The sequence below is a fragment of the Spirosoma sp. KUDC1026 genome (assembly GCF_013375035.1).
In the GTDB taxonomy this organism is placed as follows: domain Bacteria; phylum Bacteroidota; class Bacteroidia; order Cytophagales; family Spirosomataceae; genus Spirosoma.
Genome location: NZ_CP056032.1, coordinates 2,917,527 through 2,940,308, shown reverse-complemented (window position 1 = coordinate 2,940,308; position 22,782 = coordinate 2,917,527). Strand labels below are relative to the sequence as shown.

Genomic DNA, 22,782 nt, shown 5'->3' with positions numbered 1-22,782 from the left:
ACACACTATAGCGCGGGTGGGTTCTGTCGCATCGTAAACACCTCGGCCGGATAGCCGACTTCCACCAGTGAGAGCCCATCGGCCGGTGCCGCCCGGCCCGCCCGCTTCCGATCCCGCGCCCGGATGATGTCGTCGAAGCTGGCCACGCTGAGTTGCCCCTGCCCTACCGCCAGCAACGTACCCACCACCGCCCGGACCATACCCCGCAAAAACCGGTCAGCTTTGATATGGAACATTAGGGTTCCGTCAGCCTGTTCTTCCCAGTAGGCAAAATCAATCCGGCAGTTGAACGTCCGGACGTCCGTTTTTACCTTACTGAAACTTTCAAAATCCGTGTGGTTCACGAGCAGACTGGCCGCTTCATTCATGAGCGCTACGTCCAGCGGGTGCGCGAAAACATAAGCCAGGTCCGTACGGAACGGGTTTTTTCGGCGAATGATGGTGTATTGGTAATAACGAAACGTAGCGGTGTATCGGGCGTGATCGTCGGCGCGCACGGGAAAGCACGCGTATACGGCAATGTTGTTCGACACTAATCCATTCAGCGAGCGAATCAGCGTTTCCGGCAGCTCTTTTGCAGTTTCGAAATGAGCGAACTGCTGTCCCGCGTGAACGCCCGCATCGGTCCGGCCACTGCCCACAATCGTAATCGGCTCCCGGAGTACCGTTGTCAGGGCTGTTTCCAGCACTTCCTGCACGCTGATGCCGTTGGGTTGCCGCTGCCAGCCGTGGTAGGCCGTTCCCCGGTAAGCCAGTTCAAGAAAATAACGCATAATGCCGCAAAAATACGCAGCAATTCATTGGCATTCTCTACCAGTTCGGCTAGCCTGTAACGATCGACGCTCTGGTGCGGAAACTATCCTACTCCAGAGCGTCGATCCTCAGCACACTAGACAAAACGCCTAGCGGAGTTCATCACCAAACTTCTCGTTGCGGCCTGTTTTATCAGCTTCGCCTGTGATAGCGCCTTTCGCCATTTCGAAAAGTTTGACCATTTTACCACCGGGCCGATCCCAGTATTCGCCACCATGAATCGTCACTTTCAACAACGCGATATTCGGGTCGTCTTTTCCCTGCGGAAACCAGGTTTTCAGAAAGTCCGACCAAAGCTCATTAATTTTGGCTTTGTCTTTTACAATCTCAGCAGTCCCTGTTGTCGATACGTACAACTCCGAACCAGGATCTGAAAACGCGACGCTGACACGCGGGTCTTTTTCTATTTCCTCTACTTTGTGCGAGTTGTCGTAGGTAAAAAACCACATCGAACCGTCCGCATCCATGTCGTGAGTAGCCATCGGCCGGGTATGAAAATCGCCATCCAATTCCAATGTGGTCAGCATAGCGATACGAATGTCCGTAATCTTGTTCCGAAGCTTATCCAGCTCCATGGCATTCAGGGTTTATTGGGTTTGCATAACGTTTTTATTTAGTTTACAAACGTTACAAACCCCTGTTTACCGATAGAGTTTAAAGAAATACCAAAAACAAGGAAAGCGGGCTTCATCGAGCGGTCCATGTATCACAACCGCTCTACCTCGAACCGTAATTCTTCGATCAATTGCCGAAGACGATCGGTGCTGGGCGCGGGCGGGGGGAGCTGCTGACTCACGAACGCTTTTACCTCCCAGACCTCCAGTACGTCCTTGAGCGCTACTTCCTGGTTAGGTACATCAGGTCGGTCGGCGGTGAGCAGAAGTGTTCCTTTCACTTTTACCTGATTATATATTCGGCGGCAGCAGATCGGGCGTACGGCATCGGCGCGCTGAAGGAGCAATACGTACGTCTGGCCATCGGCAATGTCGAACCAGTTGCGCACGAACTGCCCAACCAGTAACGCTCCCGGAAACGTAAAATCTTCTCCCGCTTCGAACGCCCGGTAATTCCCTTCCGATAGTGTAGGCAGTTGCATGGTCGGCAATCGGTGCAGAAAATCGGGTTGCTGATGACGCTGACCGTACTCATTGAACTGTGTCACCAGCACAACCGGAATTAGTGGGGCCGTCGGCTGACTAACGGGCTGGGGCTGCTGCGATGCTGCCACTCCTTCGTACACATTGTTGAAGGTCAGCGCTTCGGCCTGCACCCGCTCGTTTGTTGGCCGAACGGGGGGCGTAATGACGGGGGGCACAGGTGCCGGACGTGGTTCCCGTGCGGGCTCCTGCGGCCGGTAGTACTTGTTCAATACCGATGACAGCGGCTGGGGCTCCGGCGTGGCTGACGACTTTGGATCAGGCTGGGCAAAAATATCCGGAAAATCCGGGTGTTGAAAGGGATCGTCTTCTTCGGCATCAAGTATGCCGTCCGACCGAATGGCCGTTGTCGACTGAGTTCGTTCCGGTTGTGAGGTTTTCTGCCCCAGTGGAATACTGAGGGTGGGCGTCTCACGGAGTTTGCGCAGGTCTTGCCGGGTTAGCAATTCAACGGTGGTGTTGAACGCTTTAGCAATAGCCTGCATGTTCTGTTGATTCGGATTTGCCCGCGCTTCTTCGTAGGCCCCTAGCAACGAACGCTTTATGTTTATTTTTCGGGAAAACTGCTCCTGCGTCAGACCGTTCAGTTTGCGCAGATAACGGATATTTTCGCTGACGAGTGTCATCAGGGTTCGGTTTACTAAAGTTTCAGCTAATATAGCCGATTCGTCATGTAAATGCCAAAATGGACGCTCCAGCCCGTTTTATGCTGTCTTTCCCGAAACTGATGGCCTAAAAAAACCGCGTCCCCTCCAAGCGGACACGGTTTGTGCTAAAGTTTAGTAATTTTTACTCGTCGTTCAATAGGACACCAATCTGCTGTCCCTGCCGACTTTTGTACCCTTGCATGGGTGAATAGTCCTGGGTTTTCTTGCCGTAATAGCCCGTACCGTCATAAGGCCGCAGTTGCGCATCGTCCTTGCAGGCGTCTGAGCAGGTGCCAGCGTGTGCATCACCACAGCTTTCGCAGAGCGTTACGTGGTTGTTGCAGGTCGGACTAGCGCAGTTGATCATGCGGCTCGTAGCGGTACCGCAGCGGTAGCAGGTAGACAGAACCTCGGGGTTGACGTGGTTAACCGGCACGGTTACGCGGTTATCGAACACGTAGCATTGCCCGTCAAAGTCTTCCCCACCGGCTTCCATACCGTATTTGATAATCCCACCATGGAGCTGATAAACGTTCTCGAACCCACGGGCAAGTAGATACGCACTGGCTTTCTCGCACTTGATGCCCCCTGTACAGTACGTAATGATTTTTTTATCCCGCAGGTGTTCGATCTCATGGACGTGATCCGGCAACTCACGCAGATTCTCCATGTCGAACGTAATAGCGCCTTTGAATTTGCCGACCGCGTGTTCGTAGTTAGACCGCATATCAACCAGCACGACGTCCGGGTCGTTTTTCAGATCACGAAAGGCTTCCGGGTCCAGATGAATTCCCGTCTGGCGAAGCGGATCAACCGGCAGATCCGAGTGAACAATTTCTTTCTTCACCCGAACGTGCAGTTTCTGAAACGCGTGCTCATCGGCTTCGTCGATTTTGAAATCAATACCGGCAAAGCGAGGGTCAGCGTGCAGAGCCGCCATATAAGCCTCGCAGTCGGCCGCCAGCCCTGAAACAGTACCATTCAGGCCTTCGGGGGCAACGATGACCCGCCCCAGCAAGTTCAGGTTCAGACACAACAGATGATGCTCCTCGCGATACTGCTCCGGATTTTCAATCGGCGAATAGATGTAATAAAGAAGGACGCGGTACGGTTTCATAGCACAAAAATAAACCCATTTGGCCAAAGTTGGTTCCATAGAGAGCACAGAGAGAAAGGGGACGAATAGTCGCTTCTGGAAGCGCTCCTCCCTGTTTACCTTTGCCCCTTTCCTCCATTCTCCTCTTTCTATGCACATTGCTATTACGGGAAACATTGGTGCCGGTAAGACAACGCTGGCCGAACTCCTGGCTGCTCATTACGGCTGGGAAGTACTTTACGAAGCCGTTGACGGCAATCCCTACCTGGCCGACTTTTACGACGATATGCCGCGTTGGGCATTTCAGTTGCAGGTTTATTTTCTGAACAGTCGATTCGCTCAGATTCGAAAAATCGGCCAAGTCCGGAACGAGAATCAGGCAAATCCAAACCAGCAGCAGACCATCATTCAGGATCGAACGATTTACGAAGACTCGGCCATTTTCGCCCGTAATCTGCACCAGAACGGGCAGATGTCCGAACGTGATTACCAGACGTACCTGGGGTTGTTTAACAACATGCTTAGCCTGGTCCGGCCGCCTGACCTGATGGTGTATTTACGAGCTGATCTGCCCAAACTACGCGATCAGATCCGGAAGCGTGGCCGCCCCTTCGAGCAAGCCATCAGCGACGACTATCTGCTCCAGCTAAACCGGTTATACGAAGAATTTATTCGAACGTATCAGGCCGGCCCTGTACTGATCCTGGATGTCAATACCCTCGATTATGCCGTCCGATCAACCGATTTTAACCAGGTCGTTCAACGTATTGATGAGCAGTTAGCGACGATAACTCACTAGAGCATTGTTAAAAACGGCAGCGGGCCACGATGATCTCATCGTGGCCCGCTGCCGTTTTCGTAATCCACTCTCCAGCCGTTACCTGGTTATTTTTTGAAGAATAACCGGCAGACAGGTTGGATCTGGGCAGCAGTTGGCCGGAGTCAGGGTTACCTGAACATCCGTAGAGCAGCCCGTGGCGCTGTAGAGTCGGACTGTATACACCTGTGGTACCGACGGATCGGGCAGATTGTTAAAGGTAACCGTACCATTAGACACTGTTACCGTTCCAGCGGCTCCGAAGGCCGGTCCACCCGTGTAAGTTTCGCCAGCGATGATACCTGCGCTCTGCGTGTTCTGCAGGTTAGCCAGTGTAATCCGCGCGTCGTTGTTGGCATTCACCCCCGAACAGCTTGCCGCTGTGGCGGTAATACTGCTTGGCACGAAGGTCGGCGCAGGAGTCACCGTCACTGTTGTCGAGATTGTGCTCGAACAGCTGGTAGCGAACGTACAGGTTGCCGAGTAGGTAATGGTCGTCAGCGGAGCAACCACCAGCGAACTGGTATTATCACCCGTCGACCAGATTAACGTACCACCTTCGCAACCACCAATCGTCAGCGTTGTCGACTGTCCTTGGCACAGTGTTGTGCTTACCGGCGATATGGTCAGCTGAGGTGTTGGGTTCACCGTTACCGTTGTTGACGCTACTCCACTACAACCATCACCATTAGTCACCGTCACCGAGTAAGCCGTGGTCACCGTTGGGGTTACCGAGATGGCCGCCGTGATGGCTCCGGTGTTCCATACGTAGCTGGTGCCACCCGAGGCCGTCAGCACCGTTGACGTACCGTTACAGATGGTCAGGTTGCCCGCAATCGTGGCCGTCACCGCTGGGTTGACCGTCACCGTCGCCGAGGTCACCCCCGAACAACCGTTCCCGTCGATCACCGTCACTGAGTAAGCCGTGGTCGCTGTTGGGGTTACCGAGATGGCCGCCGTGACAGCACCCGTGCTCCAGCGGTAGCTGCTCGTACCTGTACCTGCAGCCGCACCCGAGGCTGTCAGCACCGTTGACGTACCGTTACAGATGGTCAGGTTACCTGCGATGGTGGCCGTTACGGCTGGGTTGACCGTCACCGTGGCCGAGGTCGAGCCTACGCAACCATCTACGCTGGTCACCGTCACCGAGTAGGTCGTGGTCGCCGTTGGGGTTACCGAGATGGCCGCCGTGATAGCTCCGGTGTTCCAGCGGTAGCTGGTGCCACCCGAGGCTGTCAGCACCGTTGACGTACCGTTACAGATGGTCAGGTTGCCCGCAATCGTGGCTGTCACCGCTGGGTTGACCGTCACCGTCGCCGAGGTCACCCCCGAACAACCGTTCCCGTCGATCACCGTCACTGAGTAAGCCGTGGTCGCCGTTGGCGTTACCGAGATGGCCGCCGTGACAGCACCCGTGCTCCAGCGGTAGCTGCTCGTACCCGTACCTGCAGCCGCACCCGAGGCTGTCAGCACCGTTGACGTACCGTTACAGATGGTCAGGTTGCCCGCAATCGTGGCTGTCACCGCTGGGTTGACCGTCACCGTCGCCGAGGTCACCCCCGAACAACCGTTCCCGTCGATCACCGTCACTGAGTAAGCCGTGGTCGCCGTTGGCGTTACCGAGATGGCCGCCGTGATAGCTCCGGTGTTCCATACGTAGCTGGTGCCACCCGACGCTGTCAGCACCGTTGACGTACCGTTACAGATGGTCAGGTTACCTGCGATGGTGGCCGTCACCGCTGGGTTGACCGTCACCGTGGCCGAGGTCGAGCCTACGCAACCATCTACGCTGGTCACCGTCACCGAGTAGGTCGTGGTCGCCGTTGGCGTTACCGAGATGGTCGCCGTGATAGCTCCGGTGTTCCATACGTAGCTGGTGCCACCCGACGCTGTCAGCACCGTTGACGTACCGTTACAGATGGTCAGGTTGCCCGCAATCGTGGCTGTCACCGCTGGGTTGACCGTCACCGTCGCCGAGGTCACCCCCGAACAACCGTTCCCGTCGATCACCGTCACTGAGTAGGTCGTGGTCGCCGTTGGGGTTACCGAGATGGCCGCCGTGACAGCACCCGTGCTCCAGCGGTAGCTGCTCGTACCCGTACCTGCAGCCGCACCCGACGCTGTCAGCACCGTTGACGTACCGTTACAGATGGTCAGGTTGCCCGCAATCGTGGCTGTCACCGCTGGGTTGACCGTCACCGTGGCCGAGGTCACCCCCGAACAACCGTTCCCGTCGATCACCGTCACTGAGTAAGCCGTGGTCGCCGTTGGCGTTACCGAGATGGCCGCCGTGATAGCTCCGGTGTTCCATACGTAGCTGGTGCCACCCGACGCTGTCAGCACCGTTGACGTACCGTTACAGATGGTCAGGTTGCCCGCAATCGTGGCTGTCACCGCTGGGTTGACCGTCACCGTGGCCGAGGTCGAGCCTACGCAACCATCTACGCTGGTCACCGTCACCGAGTAGGTCGTGGTCGCCGTTGGCGTTACCGAGATGGTCGCCGTGATAGCTCCGGTGTTCCATACGTAGCTGGTGCCACCCGACGCTGTCAGCACCGTTGACGTACCGTTACAGATGGTCAGGTTGCCCGCAATCGTGGCTGTCACCGCTGGGTTGACCGTCACCGTCGCCGAGGTCACCCCCGAACAACCGTTCCCGTCGATCACCGTCACTGAGTAAGCCGTGGTCGCCGTTGGGGTTACCGAGATGGCCGCCGTGACAGCACCCGTGCTCCAGCGGTAGCTGCTCGTACCCGTACCTGCAGCCGCACCCGAGGCTGTCAGCACCGTTGACGTACCGTTACAGATGGTCAGGTTGCCCGCAATCGTGGCTGTCACCGCTGGGTTGACCGTCACCGTGGCCGAGGTCACCCCCGAACAACCGTTCCCGTCGATCACCGTCACTGAGTAAGCCGTGGTCGCCGTTGGCGTTACCGAGATGGCCGCCGTGATAGCTCCGGTGTTCCATACGTAGCTGGTGCCACCCGACGCTGTCAGCACCGTTGACGTACCGTTACAGATGGTCAGGTTACCTGCGATGGTGGCCGTCACCGCTGGGTTGACCGTCACCGTGGCCGAGGTCGAGCCTACGCAACCATCTACGCTGGTCACCGTCACCGAGTAGGTCGTGGTCGCCGTTGGGGTTACCGAGATGGCCGCCGTGATAGCTCCGGTGTTCCATACGTAGCTGGTGCCACCCGACGCTGTCAGCACCGTTGACGTACCGTTACAGATGGTCAGGTTGCCCGCAATCGTGGCTGTCACCGCTGGGTTGACCGTCACCGTCGCCGAGGTCACCCCCGAACAACCGTTCCCGTCGATCACCGTCACTGAGTAAGCCGTGGTCGCCGTTGGGGTTACCGAGATGGCCGCCGTGACAGCACCCGTGCTCCAGCGGTAGCTGCTCGTACCCGTACCTGCAGCCGCACCCGACGCTGTCAGCACCGTTGACGTACCGTTACAGATGGTCAGGTTGCCCGCAATCGTGGCTGTCACCGCTGGGTTGACCGTCACCGTGGCCGAGGTCACCCCCGAACAACCGTTCCCGTCGATCACCGTCACTGAGTAAGCCGTGGTCGCCGTTGGCGTTACCGAGATGGCCGCCGTGATAGCTCCGGTGTTCCATACGTAGCTGGTGCCACCCGACGCTGTCAGCACCGTTGACGTACCGTTACAGATGGTCAGGTTACCTGCGATGGTGGCCGTCACCGCTGGGTTGACCGTCACCGTGGCCGAGGTCGAGCCTACGCAACCATCTACGCTGGTCACCGTCACCGAGTAGGTCGTGGTCGCCGTTGGGGTTACCGAGATGGCCGCCGTGATAGCTCCGGTGTTCCATACGTAGCTGGTGCCACCCGACGCTGTCAGCACCGTTGACGTACCGTTACAGATGGTCAGGTTGCCCGCAATCGTGGCTGTCACCGCTGGGTTGACCGTCACCGTCGCCGAGGTCACCCCCGAACAACCGTTCCCGTCGATCACCGTCACTGAGTAAGCCGTGGTCGCCGTTGGGGTTACCGAGATGGCCGCCGTGACAGCACCCGTGCTCCAGCGGTAGCTGCTCGTACCCGTACCTGCAGCCGCACCCGACGCTGTCAGCACCGTTGACGTACCGTTACAGATGGTCAGGTTGCCCGCAATCGTGGCTGTCACCGCTGGGTTGACCGTCACCGTCGCCGAGGTCACCCCCGAACAACCGTTCCCGTCGATCACTGTCACCGAGTAAGCCGTGGTCGCCGTTGGGGTTACCGAGATGGCCGCCGTGACAGCACCCGTGCTCCAGCGGTAGCTGCTCGTACCTGTACCCGCAGCCGCACCCGAGGCTGTCAGCACCGTTGACGTACCGTTACAGATGGTCAGGTTGCCTGCGATGGTGGCTGTCACCGCTGGGTTGACTGTCACCGTGGCCGAGGTCACCCCCGAACAACCGTTCCCGTCGATCACCGTCACTGAGTAAGCCGTGGTCGCCGTTGGGGTTACCGAGATGGCCGCCGTGACAGCACCCGTGCTCCAGCGGTAGCTGCTCGTACCCGTACCTGCAGCCGCACCCGACGCTGTCAGCACCGTTGACGTACCGTTACAGATGGTCAGGTTGCCTGCAATCGTGGCCGTCACCGCTGGGTTGACCGTCACCGTCGCCGAGGTACTTGCCGGGCAGCTGCTTGTGCTGGCAGGCGTGAACGTCACTGAGTAGGCCGTGGTTGAGGTTGGCGTCACCGAGATGGCCGCCGTGATGGCACCCGTATTCCAGCGGTAAGTACCTGCCCCATCGCCCGATGCTGTCAGCGTCGTTGACGTACCATTACAAATAGCAGGGTTCGCGGGCGTGATGGCCAGTGAAGGAACAGTACCCTGATAAATGATGATTGGGCTGCACCCGCTTACCGGGCAGCCTACGCTTGATGTTGTTGTGAAACTGTAACTACCAGCCGCCGTAATGGTAAAGCTGTTTCCGGTGGCTACCGGCGTCGTACCATTATACCACTGCACGTTGGAGTAGGAAGCGGGCAGGCTTGCGACATAGGCTTCGCCAGCGCAGATTTTAACTGGCACCGTGAACGTCGACCGGCTGACATTGTTGCTTAGGTTCGGATCGGCGTCGGTTGTTGTTACATAAGCCGTATTATAAAGGACACCTTCTCCCGTTACCGTCACGTTCAGCGTAATTGTCGAGGAGGCACCAGCAGCCAGCGTTCCCAGGTTCCATGCCAGAATATTACCGGGCGTTATTGTCGTTGCGGCAGGCGTAGATGAGGTATATGTCAGTCCCGACTGGATCGTATCCCGCACGATGACACCAGCCGCCGAGCTTTCGCCGATGTTATTTACGGTAATCGTGTACGTAACCGTACTGCCCGTTGTCGTCTGACTAACACCAGATACTTTGGTGATCTGCAGATCGGGTGGACCAGCCACAAAACCCACATCATACCCGCTGAGCGTACTGCCATCCCCCCCCGTCGTGACCGGAATGACGGCAATATTACCCACCAGATCAGCGTCGCTATCGAGCGCAGGATTTCCTCCCTGCCGACTTAACGTCAGGTTCTGTCTGGCGGGAAAATCGGTAGACAGGATACGAATCTCATAGGGCGTATTAGGTCTGACCCCGCCGGCTACCGTCGCATCATTGAAAGAATATTGACCCGAGGCATTGGACGTGGTTATACCCCGCTGAATTCCACTCTGGTACAACCGAACGGTTACTCCGCTTAAATCGGCGTCGCCAGCATCCTGAATCCCGTTACGATTGGCGTCCTGAAAAATTCGGCTCCCAATAGCCACCGCAGCTACTTTTCCTGGCGGATCTTCAGCGTACCCGGGCACCCACCCGAGTAAGTTTAAGACCAGAAGCAGGTACCATCGTCGAAGAAAATGGTGTCGAGATGATAGGACTGTAAAAACTTTCATAGGCAAACTGACTTATTACGGTTTACGTGGACGATTGATTTGTTTACTGGACCAATTTGGCAGGCTATTGCGGCATTCACCGAATTCCGGCTCTATCGTTATAGCGGCTCTCGTTTCGCAACCCAGTAAATCTCAACAATTGTGCCGCCGTTAATAAATGATTTAAGCCTATCGATTAACCACAGATTGTACTATCGACCCTTTTACTTAATTTCGACAATTTAAATATAACCAAAAGCAAAAAAGGGTAACATACAGCCATATAGCTATCTGTTACCCGTCGGCAGATATAGAACTTCAGTTTATTTGTCTACATATAAATATGTGAAAATTATGTAATTTATCACCCGGGAGGTAAGCAGGTTACTCATCGCCCGTTACCTAATCACGCTCACCGAAAAGACTGGTGCAAACTTTATGCCATGAGGAAAGAAACAGGTATATATGCCAGTTCGCGACGCTGATATTCGTCATCAGTTCATTGTTTCATCTTTATGTCAGGCCGTTTTACTGGCCCGTGTGACGCATAGCGGGTTGAAGTTGCAGCGTAGACTAAACAAACAAAGAGACCAGTCCGGTTGCTAGTCCCAACGAAATTGTAGCAACGACCAGCCAAGTGATGAGATTGGTTAAATCAACTGATTGAGAACGATTAACTGAATTCATATCTTACAAGTTTACGGAATTGATCTACAGGAAACCTTTACAATGATCTATGACGAAAAAAGATGTATGGGTCACTCTAATGCGCTCACTTTTTTTCAAACCCGATTTCCTTATCAGTACGAGCATTGGCAGTTGTAGCCGTTTTCAGGGTACGACTTAATTTTTTGTCCTGTCGCTTAGTAAATGGCAGATTATTTTTTACTTTTCTCTTTTTACGGATAATCCCAACTTTCGGCCTTATATGATTCGCAGGCGTCAATGCACGACACCTAACCGGATAGACATCCATCTTTTTTCACTCCTGACGAGCTTACTGCTCCTAACCGGTCTTACTGCAACGGCACAACCTGCCAGTAGAGCGACACCCAGCCTGTCAGGTACGTTTCAATTCAACGGCACTACCCGAACGTATGTGCTGCATCTGCCTGCTACGTATGGGCAGCACAAACAGCGTGTGCCGCTGGTGCTGGCGTTTCATGGCGGGGGAGGACGTAGCGGCCGCTTCGAAACATTGTCGCGGTTGAGTGAGGAAGCCGACAAAGAGGGGTTCATTGTAGTGTATCCAGACGGAATGCTGTCGCAGGGTGCCCTGTCAATCCGGACCTGGAACGCAGGTAAATGCTGCAACCCCAAAGCATCGCTGGGTCGCCAGGCCGATGATGTTGGGTTTGTAAGTGCCCTGATTGATGATCTGGCCAAAACGTACCGGATCGATACCAAACGGGTATATGCTACCGGACATTCCAACGGGGCCATGTTCTGCTACCGGCTGGCCTGTGAATTATCCGGAAAAATTGCGGCCATTGCTCCTAACGCAGGTACTATCCAGCTCCAGCAGCCCTGTCAGCCTGCCCGCCCGGTTCCGGTACTGCATTTTCACTCTAAACTGGACAAAAACGTGCCATATCAGGGTGGGTTCGGTAGCCGGGGGATCAGTAATCAATGGAACCCTTCGGTAGACAGTACATTGTCGGTCTTCGGCAACCTGGCCCATCAAAAGGCCACTCGTCAAACAGTCGAAACGACACCTGTCTATACGCACTATCGCTGGACCAAAGGCGACAGTAACGTTTCTGTTGAGTGCTATCTGACCGAAGACGGGGGACATTCCTGGCCCGGCGGCAACCAGGGGGCGGTGCTTTCCAGCGATCCACCCAGTTCGCTCCCGGCCAACGATCTGATGTGGGCCTTTTTCAAACGGTACACCATCCCCTAAAAAAAGCCTGCCGGCCATCAAGGACCGGCAGGCTTTTTTTTAGGGTCAGCATCACTAATTAACGTGACGACAGTTCAACCGGTTTCATGGTGGGTGTCAGCAGGTGCATTACCAGCCAGGCCAGCAGGTAGGCCGAGCCGCAGATCAGGAAAATGATCCCGTAACCCGACTGCACATCCCCCGCCTGTTTGTAGCTGTCCAGAATACGGCCCACAAATTCAGGAAAGATGATCCCCCCTACCGAGCCGGCCATACTGCCAATCCCAACCACCGAACTAACGGCCCGTTTGGGAAACATGTCCGACGCGGTCGTAAAAATATTGGCACTCCAGGCCTGGTGAGCAGCCCCGGCCAGACCAATCAGGGCAACGGCTGTCCAGATCCCCGGTCCGAACCGTACCGCAATAACGGGTACCACGAGCAGGGCGAAAATCAGCATAGCAGTCTTACGTGCTTTCCAGACGCTCCATCCCCGGGCAATCAGCGCGGAGGACAGATAGCCGCCACCGATACTGCCAATACTGACAAGGGTGTATAACACCGCCAGGTACAGGTTCGGCTTTTTGGTGTCCAGATGGAATGTAGTAGCGAAGTAGTCCTGCAGCCAGAATAGGAAAAACCACCAGATTGGATCGGTCAGCATTTTACCAAAAACGAACGTCCAGGTTTGCCGCTTGCTCAGCAGTTCTCTCCAGGATACAGGCGCTCCATGATCGGCTACCTCGTCGGGGGTGCTTTCGTTATCACTGTGAATATAAGCAAGCTCCTCTTTCGACAGCTTGGGCTGGTTAGCCGGAATCTGATACCCGAAATACCAGAAGCCTAGCCAGATAAAACCTAGCGCACCCGTAACGATAAACGCCATTTCCCAGCCGTAAGCCCCCAGCAGCCAGGGAACCAGAATGGGGGCAATGACGGCGCCAATGTTCGCGCCGGAGTTGAAGATCCCCGTTGCCAGCGCCCGTTCCCGCTTAGGAAACCATTCCGCTACGGTCTTGATAGCCGCCGGAAAATTACCGGCCTCCCCCAGCCCCAGCCCAATCCGGGCGACAATAAACCCGAACGTACCGGTTGCCAGCGCGTGCGCCATAGCCGCCAGACTCCAGAAAATAATCGCAATGGTGTACCCAAGCTTGGTGCCGATATAATCGATGAATCGACCAAACAGTAACAGACCAATGGCATAAGCCGCCGAGAATACCTGCACGATCCGGCTATAATCGAGCTCCGACCAGTTGAATTCTTTTTCCAGCGTCGGCTTCAGCAAGCCAACTACCTGACGGTCAAGGTAATTAATGGTCGTAGCAAAGAAAAGTAAGGCTACGATCGTCCAGCGGTAATTTCCGACGGCTTTGCTCATGCAGGTAGGGTAGTAAGAGAGGTGGTGTGTTGAACCAGCGATGCGATCCGGTCACGCAGCGCTGATGGGTCGGCGCTTGGCCCCGAGAATAGTTGCGAGCCAATGCCGACCGCGGTTACCCCCGCCTTAAACCAGGTCGTCAGACTGTCGGTGTTGGGTTCGACGCCCCCCGTCACCATCAGTTTCAGATGCGGCATTGGCCCCAGAATGGCTTTGATAAAACCAGGACCAACCACATTACCGGGAAATACTTTTACGACCTGGGCCCCCATCTGGGTAGCCTGATAAATTTCATTTAGCGTCGACCCAGCCGGAATCCAGGGGATACCCCGCGTCTGACAGATCTTGCCAATCAGCTCGGTCGTTACGGGCTGCACCACAAAATCGGCCCCAGCATCCATAAACCGCTCCGCATCCTCAGGCGTCAGGATCGTACCGATGCCCATGGCCATGCCAGGGCAATTCGTCCGAACGTACTCAACCAGCTGCGAAAAAACCGTGAAGGCCATGTCGCCCCGGTTGGTGAATTCAAACAAACGCAGTCCGCCATCGTAACAGGCCTGGACAATGGCCTGCGCCTGCTGGCTATCGGCATTATAATAAACGGGAACAATTGGATGCTCGCGTAGAAGAACGAGGAGCTGCTCAGACGAAAATGAAGGCATATTATACTGGAAATTCAGCGTATTAATGGGTAAAGCGTATGGTATTCTCAGTAAGTAAGACCTGGTTGCCCCAGGGCGTAGCCAATAAAGGCCAGCGCCGTAATAATACAACGCTGGCCTTTATCTACTCACAGCAACCGCATAATTTCCCCGTTTCAACTGGCAACCGGAGAACTATTTATCGGCTCGCGTGGGGCGTAACGGCTTATTTTTTGCCGCTTCGCTTAATGGGCCGGCCGTACTTCAGCATTTTCTCGGCCGCGTGGTTCCGGCGGATGTTGACCTTTTTGTTCTTGTCAATTTTGTCGTGGAAAGCCCCCCCGCCCGACTCAGGTTTCGGCCCGGTCAGGTCGATACTTTTCATTCGAACCTGGGGTTTTTCTTCGTCCAGCAATTCACCGGAGATGACCAGTTTTTCGGGTAGGGGCTGCACCGGAATGGTATAGTTCATCAACTGCTCGATGGACGCCAGGTACTCCTGTTCGCTGTCAGCAACGAACGTAATAGCTATCCCCTGCTGGTCGGCACGACCGGTGCGGCCAATCCGGTGGATGTAGTTTTCGGGCGTATCCGGCGTATCAAAATTAATGACGTGCGACACGCCCGCTACGTCCAGACCGCGGGCAATTACGTCGGTCGCAATCAGGACGCGGTACGTTCCGACTTTGAACTGGTTGACGCTGTTGAACCGGTAGTTCTGCGCTTTGTTGGCGTGGATGATCCCCACACTGTCCGGGCACTCGTCGGCCAGCTGTTCGAACAGCAGATCGGCCTGGTGGCGGGTCGCGGCAAAGAGCAGCACTTTAGTCATGCTCGTATCGCGCAGCAGCAGATTCAGCAGATTCAGCTTGGTATTAATATTCGGCACCCGGTACACCCGTTGGGAGATGTTCTCCAGTGGGGTTCCAACCGGCGCGGCCTCTACATAAACGGGGCTATTAAAATACGTATCCAGCAGCCCTTCTACCTCGTCGGTGAGCGTAGCCGAAAAAAGCAGGTTCTGGCGACGGGGCGGCAGCAGATCCAGAATCACTTTCAGCTGTGCCCGAAAGCCCAGATCGAGCATTTCGTCGACCTCGTCGATCACCAGTTTCTTGATGCTTTTGGCCTTATAGATGCCACTGGACAGAATATCGACCATTCGGCCGGGCGTGGCCACGAGAATATCAGCTCCCTGCTGTACCTCAGCCAGCTGCGGTTTCAGGTTGACGCCCCCGTACACACCGACCGTCGTCAGGCTCATGTAGGCCGTGAGTTGTTTAACCGTTTCGACCACCTGAGCAACCAGCTCCCGGGTCGGTACCAGAATCAGCATCTGGGTCTGGCGCTCTTTCGAAAACTGAAGCTGCCGCAGGCAGGGCAACAGGTACGCAATCGTTTTTCCCGTTCCGGTCTGCGCAATTCCGCACACATCCTGTCCCGACATAGCGATCGAAAAAACCTTTTCCTGAATCGTCGTTGGGGTTGTATAAGTTAAATCCTCCAGCGCGCGGAGCAAGGGTTTATTCAGATTCAGATCGTCGAAAGTCATGGCTATAGTATCTAAAAAGCAACACAAAGGTACGGCGAATCGGTCAGCGTTGAGGACTCTCAGGGCTCTCCTGTTCACAGCGGCTCATGGTTGGACATGGGCATAACACATAATTTGTCAATATTTGTCGACGCACGCGCTTATAAAAATGTCCAGTACCCACTTTAGCCCGGTCATCGCCCGACCTCGCCTTACCAGAAACCGAATTATCTACGGTATTCTTGTGGGTAGCGTCCTATTGCTGGGGTTAGCGTCCCGGCGTTTCCTGGGCGATTATTCATTCGTCAAACTATACGTTGGTGATGCACTCTGGGCGTTGATGGTCTATTTTGGGGGTGCCTTTGTCTTCCGCCGGTGGACAATCTCCGCCGTTGCAACGGCCACTTTAGGGTTTTCCGTAGGTATCGAACTTAGTCAGTTATACCACGCTCCCTGGATCGACAGTCTGCGGGCCACCCGTTTAGGGGGGCTAATACTGGGTTTCAGCTTCGTCTGGAGTGATCTACTGTGTTACGTGGTGGGCGTGGGACTGGGTGTACTCATCGAAACGTATGCCATTCCAGTACGGTATCGGGGCGGTTACTCCTGAGTAAAGACAATTCTTATGAAAAAAACATACCTGGTATTGCATATTGCTGTAGTACTCGCGGGCTTCACTGGTGTATTCGGAAAGCTGATTACCCTCAACGAAGGCCTTCTGGTCTGGTACCGAGTCTTCTTTTCCGCGGTCTTCCTGTTTATAATTCTGAAGCTGTTCAAAATCAATACGGCTATCTCCCGCAAGAAGAAGTTTGATATTGCCAGGGTCGGGCTGTTTATTACCATTCACTGGGTGTTTTTCTATGCCAGTATCAAGTATTCCAACATTTCGATCGGGGTGGTCTGTTACTGCCTGACCAGCTTTTTTACGGCCGTTTTTGGAGCCCTGATCAAACAGAAGTTTGTTGCATCGGAGCTGTTACTGAGTATGCTGACGCTGGCCGGTATCGGTCTGATCTTTCATTTCGACGCGTCCTATCAGCTTGGGATTGTCCTGGGTACCATCTCCTCCGCCTTTGCCGCTCTTTATACGATCTATAATGAGCGGTTGGTACGCCACTATGATAGTAAGTTGATCAATTATTACCAGATGCTGGGTGGTACGATTGGCCTGGGCCTGCTCCTACCGATCTATCTCCACTATTTTCCGGTCGCAACCCTCATTCCAGGCCTAACCGATACGTTCTATCTACTGCTGTTATCGCTGTTTTGTACGGTCGGCCTGTACGTTCTGTTTGCGGAGTCCCTGCGGAAAATACCGGCGTTCACGGTGAATTTGAGTTTCAACCTGGAGCCGATCTATGCGATCGTTATGGCGTTTCTCTTCTTCGGCGAGAGCAAGACTGTGAATACGTCCTTCTATGCTGGCTTGCTGCTCGTTATGTCGTCGGTTGCGTTACAGAGCTTTATTTCCATTCGAAAGGTAGAAGCAGTCCGGCAGTAAAGTCTATAAACAAACAGACGCCAGCCCGTTACCAGGCTGGCGTCTGTTTGTTTACGGATGTCACCACTAGAATTTATATGATACCGTTGCTACAACCTGCCGGGGTGCGATAGGCATGATGCTGTAGCGGTCGTGAATCAGGTAGTTCAGTTCATTGGTGATGTTGGACAGTTTCACCAGCAGCGAAATTTTCTGGTACGTATACCCAGCGGTCATGTCGATCGTCGTAAAGCCGGTCAGCGGAATCAGACGATTGTAGGCGGGCGTCTGGCCCACCGTGTTGTTCAGACCACCGTACCGGGCACCCGTGTAGAAAGCTGACGCGCCCAGTTTCAGGCCGCGTAGTTGAGGTAGATCGAAGGTGTAAAACAGCGTAGCATTAGCCGTATGAGCAGGGTTATTAATTAACCGCTCCCCCAAAATGGGAGCCCCAACGCCGGGCACCGTCGACGCTTTGGTGTAGCGCATGTAGTTGTAGCCGTAGCCCGTAATGAAATATACGTTCCTGGAGAGGTTACCCGCCAGATCTATTTCCAGCCCGTCACTGGTAGTCTCGCCCGTAAACTCCTTCACGTTCGTATCCGTGTTGGGCGTCCCGTCGGCTTTGGTAAGCGCCGTCTGGGCGAAGTCGCTGTTGCGGATGCGGTAGATACCGACGTTAGCGGTCAGACGCCCATCGAACAGTTCGTTTTTAACCCCAACTTCGTACTGATCGACGATCGACGGGCGTAATTGCTGCCCGTAAATATCGACCCCGCTGTTTGTCGAGAAGTTATTGGAATAGCTCGCAAAGATCGACGTCATCCGGATTGGCTGATAGATCAGGGCTACCTTTGGCGAGAACGCCCGGTCATACCGGGTCAGCGCCGTCCCGCGCGTTTCAGCGTTCGTGACCAGGTTCATGATCTGCGTTTGCAGGGTCTTCTGGTACGACCAGCGGATACCAGCCAGTACTTTGAATTTGTCCGTCAGGCTGATCAGATCCTGCACGTACACCCCCGAGCGGTAGAGCGGAGATGTTGTGCGGCTAATAGCCCGAGAATCCGGAATGTACGTCTGCTCCTGGTATTTCGCCGGGTCCAGAATGTTGATCCGGTCGTAGGTCGTTACGCCTACGCCATTATTGGTAATCGTAAACGAATTACTGACGCTGCTCACAGCAACCAGATCTGTACCCACCAGAAGCTGGTGTGCAATCGGGCCCGTGTTGAACCGGCCATTCAGGTTCAGTTGTCCGGTATAATCCTTTTCCGACGTCAGGGTCCGGCTCAGCGTGCGGTTCCAGTCGCCGTTGGCGGCAATGTTATTGTTGGGTACACCCGCGCCAAAAGCCGTTACGTTCGTCTCCTGCGCCGAGGTAATAAACGTCAGCTTCCAGTTGTCCGTAAAGGCATGGTCTACGTTCAGTGTCGCGGTTTTCTGATCCAGGTTGTTATAGGCCCAGCGGGTATTGATGAAGCGCGAGCGGGGAACGGTCGTCGGAATTTCGGCATCCCGGTTGGCGTTCAGCGAGCCGATACCATTGTCGGGCGTGAGATTCGATTTCAGATAATCAGCCTGCAGCAGAATGGTGGTCTTGTTCCCCAGCTTGTAGAGTAGTGAGGGGTTCACATACACCCGCTCCGTTTTTACTACGTCGCGGTAGCTTTTCGCGTTTTCATACGTGCCAACTACCCGGAACGCCAGATTTTTAGCGATGGGGCCGTACACGTCAACGATGGGTTTATACAGACTGTAGCTGCCCGCCCGCATCGATACTTCACCGCCCCAGTTGAATTTCGGTTTTTTGGTCACCAGGTTAATGATCAGACCACCCGATACCGTACCATATAGCAGGGCCGCGCTACCTTTCAGAACTTCAACCGATTCCAGCGTACTGGCATCAGGAAAACCAGCCGAGTTGGAGATCACGCCATTTTTGAAAATGCTCCCGCTGCTGCCGGCCCCGGCAATCCCGATGCTGTACCCACGGGCCGTAAACGTTTCGGCAACGCCACCCCGTTGCTGGGTCAGCGAAACTCCGCTGACATTACGCAGGGCGTCGCCCAGCCGGTTGATCTGCTGGTCTTCGATAACCACGTTACTGACCACACCGGTCATCTGCGGTAGATCCAGTGGAGCGATGCCCGCTTTGCCGAGCGTGACTACGCTGTTGGTGCCCGTTACTTCCACTTCGCTCAGCTGCGATTCGCTTTCGGCCAGCGTAATGTCCTGTTTGGTTGCCTGCCCGGAACGGACCGTTACTGATTTTTCCTGCGGCTCCAGCCCTACAAAACTGACTTTCAAGGTATAAGTCCCTTCGGCAACCCCTTTGATCTGAAAAGAACCGTCTTCGGCGGTTACGGCTCCTTTACGGACCTCTTTCAGGCCAACGTTTACATAGGAGGCCGGTCGACCGTCACGCGTGGTAACAGTTCCATTGATTGATCCGAGCGTCTGCGCGGTAAGCCGATTACTGAAAAGGATTAGAAGTAGTGCGTAAAAAATACCAGTTCGGAAACGTGTCTTCATTTATTTAGACTGATTATATTCACGCAAAAGTAGAGTGATCAAACCTTGATATAGGTCGTTCTGTGCATTTTAATTCAATTTTAATTTTACTTTTTCCCAGTCCTGGTTCGCTCCTAACAAAAAAATCTCCTGCCAGGCTACTTCGGCCAAACAGGAGATTTTACTCAATATAAGCGTATCAACTACCGGTCTTTCTACGAGTCGGCGCTAGGATTTAGTGGTTAGTACATACGTTTTTCCCGGCTCCGTTGGCAAGTCATACACCTGCGCGGCCCCCGTCACCTGTTCAGGCGTTGCGGTCTGGAACTGGTTTTCAGGAAGTTTAAAGAATGGGTTTGGATTAGCTCCGGCAGCCTGTTTCAGCGGTTTATTACCGTTCATAACCAGGCCGTTCGGCAGGCGTAGCCGGCAGTTTCCGCCCAGTTTGGAGTGAACGACCAGCCGCGTGAGTTTTCCCTGTTTCCACTGGATATCTACTTCATAGCCTCCTCTGGCCTTTAATCCGGTTATTTCTCCCGAAGCCCAGGCATCAGGCCGGGCGGGCAGTACGTTCAGCAGACCATTCTGGCTTTGCAGCAGCATCTCGCCAATACCCGACGTGCCGCCAAAATTACCGTCGATCTGGAAGGGCGGGTGGGCACACAACAGGTTGGGGTACGTACCGCCCCCTTTGGCATAGTCGGTTCCTTCCAGTCCTGTTAGTTTCAGCAGCTCGCGCAGGAGTTTGTAAGCGTGGTTGCCGTCGTGCAGTCGGGCCCAGAAATTGATTTTCCAGGACTTGCTCCAGCCCGTTCCGCCATCCCCCCGGATCGCCAGCGTCTGCCGGGCGGCATCGGCAAAAGCAGGCGTCGTGAGCGGAGAAATTTCCCGGCCCGGATGCAGGGCAAACAGGTGCGATACGTGCCGGTGCTGCGGATCTTCGTCGTCCCAGTCCTTGTACCACTCCTGCAGATTACCTTTCCGCCCAATCTGCAACGGAAACAACTGCTTCTTTTTGGCCAGCAGTTCCTGACGGAAAGCAGTATCGATGCCCAGTTGCTCGGACGCCTGAATAACATTGCTGAACAAGTCCCAGATGATACCCATATCCATCGTTGTTGCCACGGATACGGAGCCCTTCACACCTTTTTCGGTAACAAAAATGTTTTCGGGTGAGGTTGAGGGAGCCGTTATCAGGCGGCCCTGCTGATCGGGAATCAGCCAGTCGAGGCAGAATTGCGCGGTCTCTTTCATCAGCGGATAGGCGTAGTTCTGCAGGTACGCCTGATCGCCCGTGAAGGCGTAGTGTTCCCACAGATGCTGGGCCAGCCAGGGACCGCCCATTGCCCAGTTCGCCCAATTCGGGTCGCCCTTTCCCAGGTCACCTACCGGATTCGAGGTCGCCCAGATGTCGGAGTTATGGTGCACTGTCCAGCCGCGGGCGTTGTAGAAATTTTTGGTGGTTTCGCGGCCCGTTACAGCCATATAACCAATCCAGTCCAGCAACGGTGTATGTAATTCTGACAGATTGACCATTTCCGCCGGCCAGTAATTCATCTCCGTATTGATGTTGGTCGTGTAGTTGCTGCTCCAGGGCGGCCGGACAATTGGGTTCCAGATCCCCTGGAGATTGGCCGGTATGCCTGGCATCCCTGCTTGGGGCGCATTAGCCTGCTTCGGTCGCGACGAAGAAATGAGTAGATACCGGCCAAACTGAAAATACATGCTCTCCAGCGCAGGATCGGCAGCCCCCTGAGCATACCGTTTCAGGCGCTCATCCGTTGGCAACGTAGCGGGCGAGTCTCCACCCCCACCAGGGCTATCGAGCGAAAAACGCACCCGATTCGCCAGCCGCTGATAGTCAGCTACGTGAACCTGCCGCAACTGGCTAACTGACTTCCCAAGCGCCTGCTGTATATACTGTGCAGCCAGTTTTTTTTCATCCTTCCCCTCGCTGTCGGGGCACTTGTCGAAACCGTTAAAGCTGGTTGCCGCCGTCAGCAGGATCACCGCCTGTGTGGCCTGACTGATGTGTACGCCGGCCGTATCGACGCTCACTTTTCCGTCGGTTTCCCGAACCCGGATGCGCCAGTCAAACCGCATACCCCGGCATCCCGCCGAGTCAGTATAGATAACCGGATTTTTGGTATAGTTCACGTAGTTGGGATCGGCATGGGCGGGCGCCTTTCCCCGGATCGCCAGTTCCTGCTGCGTCAGCACCGTCTTAGTAACTGGATGCTGGCTGCGGGTTCCCAGAGTCAGCGTGAGCGCCTTTTGCTTATCCGCCGTCAGACGTAGCACAATAACCTGATCGGGTGCTGATACGAACATCTCCCGGGTAAACGTAACGCCGTTACTGGTAAAGCGGGTGGTGGCGATGGCGTTACTAATATTCAGGTCGCGCCGATACGACGTAGCCTTGGCGGCCGTTGGCTGCCGGATCACCAGGTCACCCAGCGGCTGGTAAGCTTCCGTGTAGAGCCCCTGTAGTTGTTTGGTCAACTGCATTGCCTGGGTGTAATCTTCCCGGAGAAGGGCTTCCCGCACGGCAGGCAGGTGTTTGGCCGCACCGGGATTTGGATTTCGGTTTACCGGCCCGCCCGACCAGAGGGTGGCTTCGTTTAGCTGGAGAACGTCCTCGGTAACGTTACCAAAAATCATGGCTCCCAGTCGACCGTTGCCGATGGGCAGGGCTTCGTTCCAGTTCCGGGCCGGTTGATTATACCAGAGCGTCTGGGGGGGAGACGGGGGGGCCTGCGAAAAGGCGTTCGTACCTGCAGCTACGGCAACCAGCGCGTAAACGGTACAGAAAGAAAATTTCATGAAAAAGAAAAGGGTCATTTACTGGCCCAAAGGTGCCGAAAAAACGACAGCTGATCAACATTCCTTTTCGTACGACTCTATTTCGAGGGGATAAAGTTTTTGGACAGG

The 22,782-nt window shown here is 54.9% G+C and carries 14 protein-coding genes; 4 read left to right on the top strand and 10 right to left on the bottom strand.

What is annotated here, in order from left to right; all coding sequences use genetic code 11:
- Nucleotides 1-5 precede the first annotated feature (5 nt).
- From truA to HU175_RS12355, 4 genes are all read right to left on the bottom strand, one after another.
- Nucleotides 6-773 carry a tRNA pseudouridine(38-40) synthase TruA gene (gene truA / locus HU175_RS12370; protein WP_176566895.1) on the bottom strand — a complete coding sequence of 256 codons (768 nt, stop codon included), beginning with the start codon at nt 771-773 and terminating at the stop codon, nt 6-8.
- Nucleotides 774-902: 129 nt separating this feature from the next.
- The gene (locus HU175_RS12365; RefSeq protein ID WP_228724139.1) at nt 903-1,388 is read right to left on the bottom strand and encodes a pyridoxamine 5'-phosphate oxidase family protein; all 486 of its coding nucleotides are present in this window, start codon (nt 1,386-1,388) and stop codon (nt 903-905) included.
- 131 nt (nt 1,389-1,519) lie between these two features.
- Nucleotides 1,520-2,596 (bottom strand): helix-turn-helix domain-containing protein, encoded by a 1,077-nt coding sequence (locus HU175_RS12360; protein WP_176566894.1) that lies wholly within the window; start codon nt 2,594-2,596, stop codon nt 1,520-1,522.
- Nucleotides 2,597-2,759: 163 nt separating this feature from the next.
- Nucleotides 2,760-3,734, bottom strand: coding sequence for a rhodanese-related sulfurtransferase (locus tag HU175_RS12355; RefSeq protein WP_176566893.1), 975 nt, complete (start codon nt 3,732-3,734; stop codon nt 2,760-2,762).
- Between the two features lie 130 nt (nt 3,735-3,864).
- On the opposite strand from HU175_RS12355, the gene HU175_RS12350 reads away from it, so the two are divergent.
- Entirely contained in the window at nt 3,865-4,512 is a 648-nt protein-coding gene (locus HU175_RS12350) for a deoxynucleoside kinase (RefSeq protein ID WP_176566892.1), read from the top strand.
- Nucleotides 4,513-4,590: 78 nt separating this feature from the next.
- On the opposite strand, the gene HU175_RS12345 is transcribed toward HU175_RS12350, so the two are convergent.
- A complete protein-coding gene (locus HU175_RS12345) occupies nt 4,591-10,356 on the bottom strand; it encodes a beta strand repeat-containing protein (protein ID WP_176566891.1) in 5,766 nt (1,921 codons plus the stop codon).
- A 991-nt stretch (nt 10,357-11,347) separates the two neighbouring features.
- On the opposite strand from HU175_RS12345, the gene HU175_RS12340 reads away from it, so the two are divergent.
- Nucleotides 11,348-12,322, top strand: a complete 975-nt coding sequence (locus HU175_RS12340; RefSeq protein WP_176566890.1) for an alpha/beta hydrolase family esterase — start codon at nt 11,348-11,350, stop codon at nt 12,320-12,322.
- 58 nt (nt 12,323-12,380) lie between these two features.
- On the opposite strand, the gene HU175_RS12335 is transcribed toward HU175_RS12340, so the two are convergent.
- The 3 genes from HU175_RS12335 to HU175_RS12325 form a co-directional block, all read right to left on the bottom strand.
- Nucleotides 12,381-13,682, bottom strand: coding sequence for an MFS transporter (locus HU175_RS12335; RefSeq protein ID WP_176566889.1), 1,302 nt, complete (start codon nt 13,680-13,682; stop codon nt 12,381-12,383).
- Nucleotides 13,679-14,347, bottom strand: coding sequence for a bifunctional 4-hydroxy-2-oxoglutarate aldolase/2-dehydro-3-deoxy-phosphogluconate aldolase (locus tag HU175_RS12330; protein ID WP_176566888.1), 669 nt, complete (start codon nt 14,345-14,347; stop codon nt 13,679-13,681). The genes HU175_RS12335 and HU175_RS12330 overlap by 4 nt, the downstream gene beginning before the upstream one ends.
- Nucleotides 14,348-14,552: 205 nt before the next feature.
- Complete coding sequence (locus HU175_RS12325) at nt 14,553-15,878, bottom strand: DEAD/DEAH box helicase (RefSeq protein WP_176566887.1); 1,326 nt, start codon at nt 15,876-15,878, stop codon at nt 14,553-14,555.
- A gap of 148 nt (nt 15,879-16,026) precedes the next feature.
- On the opposite strand from HU175_RS12325, the gene HU175_RS12320 reads away from it, so the two are divergent.
- Both HU175_RS12320 and HU175_RS12315 read left to right on the top strand, forming a co-directional pair.
- Nucleotides 16,027-16,467 carry a DUF2809 domain-containing protein gene (locus tag HU175_RS12320; protein WP_176566886.1) on the top strand — a complete coding sequence of 147 codons (441 nt, stop codon included), beginning with the start codon at nt 16,027-16,029 and terminating at the stop codon, nt 16,465-16,467.
- A 15-nt stretch (nt 16,468-16,482) separates the two neighbouring features.
- Nucleotides 16,483-17,361: a DMT family transporter gene (locus tag HU175_RS12315; RefSeq protein WP_176566885.1), complete on the top strand. Its 879-nt coding sequence runs from the start codon at nt 16,483-16,485 to the stop codon at nt 17,359-17,361.
- Between the two features lie 66 nt (nt 17,362-17,427).
- Here the strand turns inward: HU175_RS12315 and HU175_RS12310 are convergent, their stop codons facing one another.
- Together HU175_RS12310 and HU175_RS12305 are read right to left on the bottom strand one after the other, a co-directional pair.
- Nucleotides 17,428-19,872, bottom strand: a complete 2,445-nt coding sequence (locus tag HU175_RS12310) for a TonB-dependent receptor (RefSeq protein ID WP_176566884.1) — start codon at nt 19,870-19,872, stop codon at nt 17,428-17,430.
- Between the two features lie 207 nt (nt 19,873-20,079).
- On the bottom strand, nt 20,080-22,674 hold the full coding sequence (locus HU175_RS12305) for a glycosyl hydrolase family 95 catalytic domain-containing protein (RefSeq protein ID WP_176566883.1): 2,595 nt from the start codon (nt 22,672-22,674) through the stop codon (nt 20,080-20,082).
- Nucleotides 22,675-22,782: the final 108 nt, after the last annotated feature.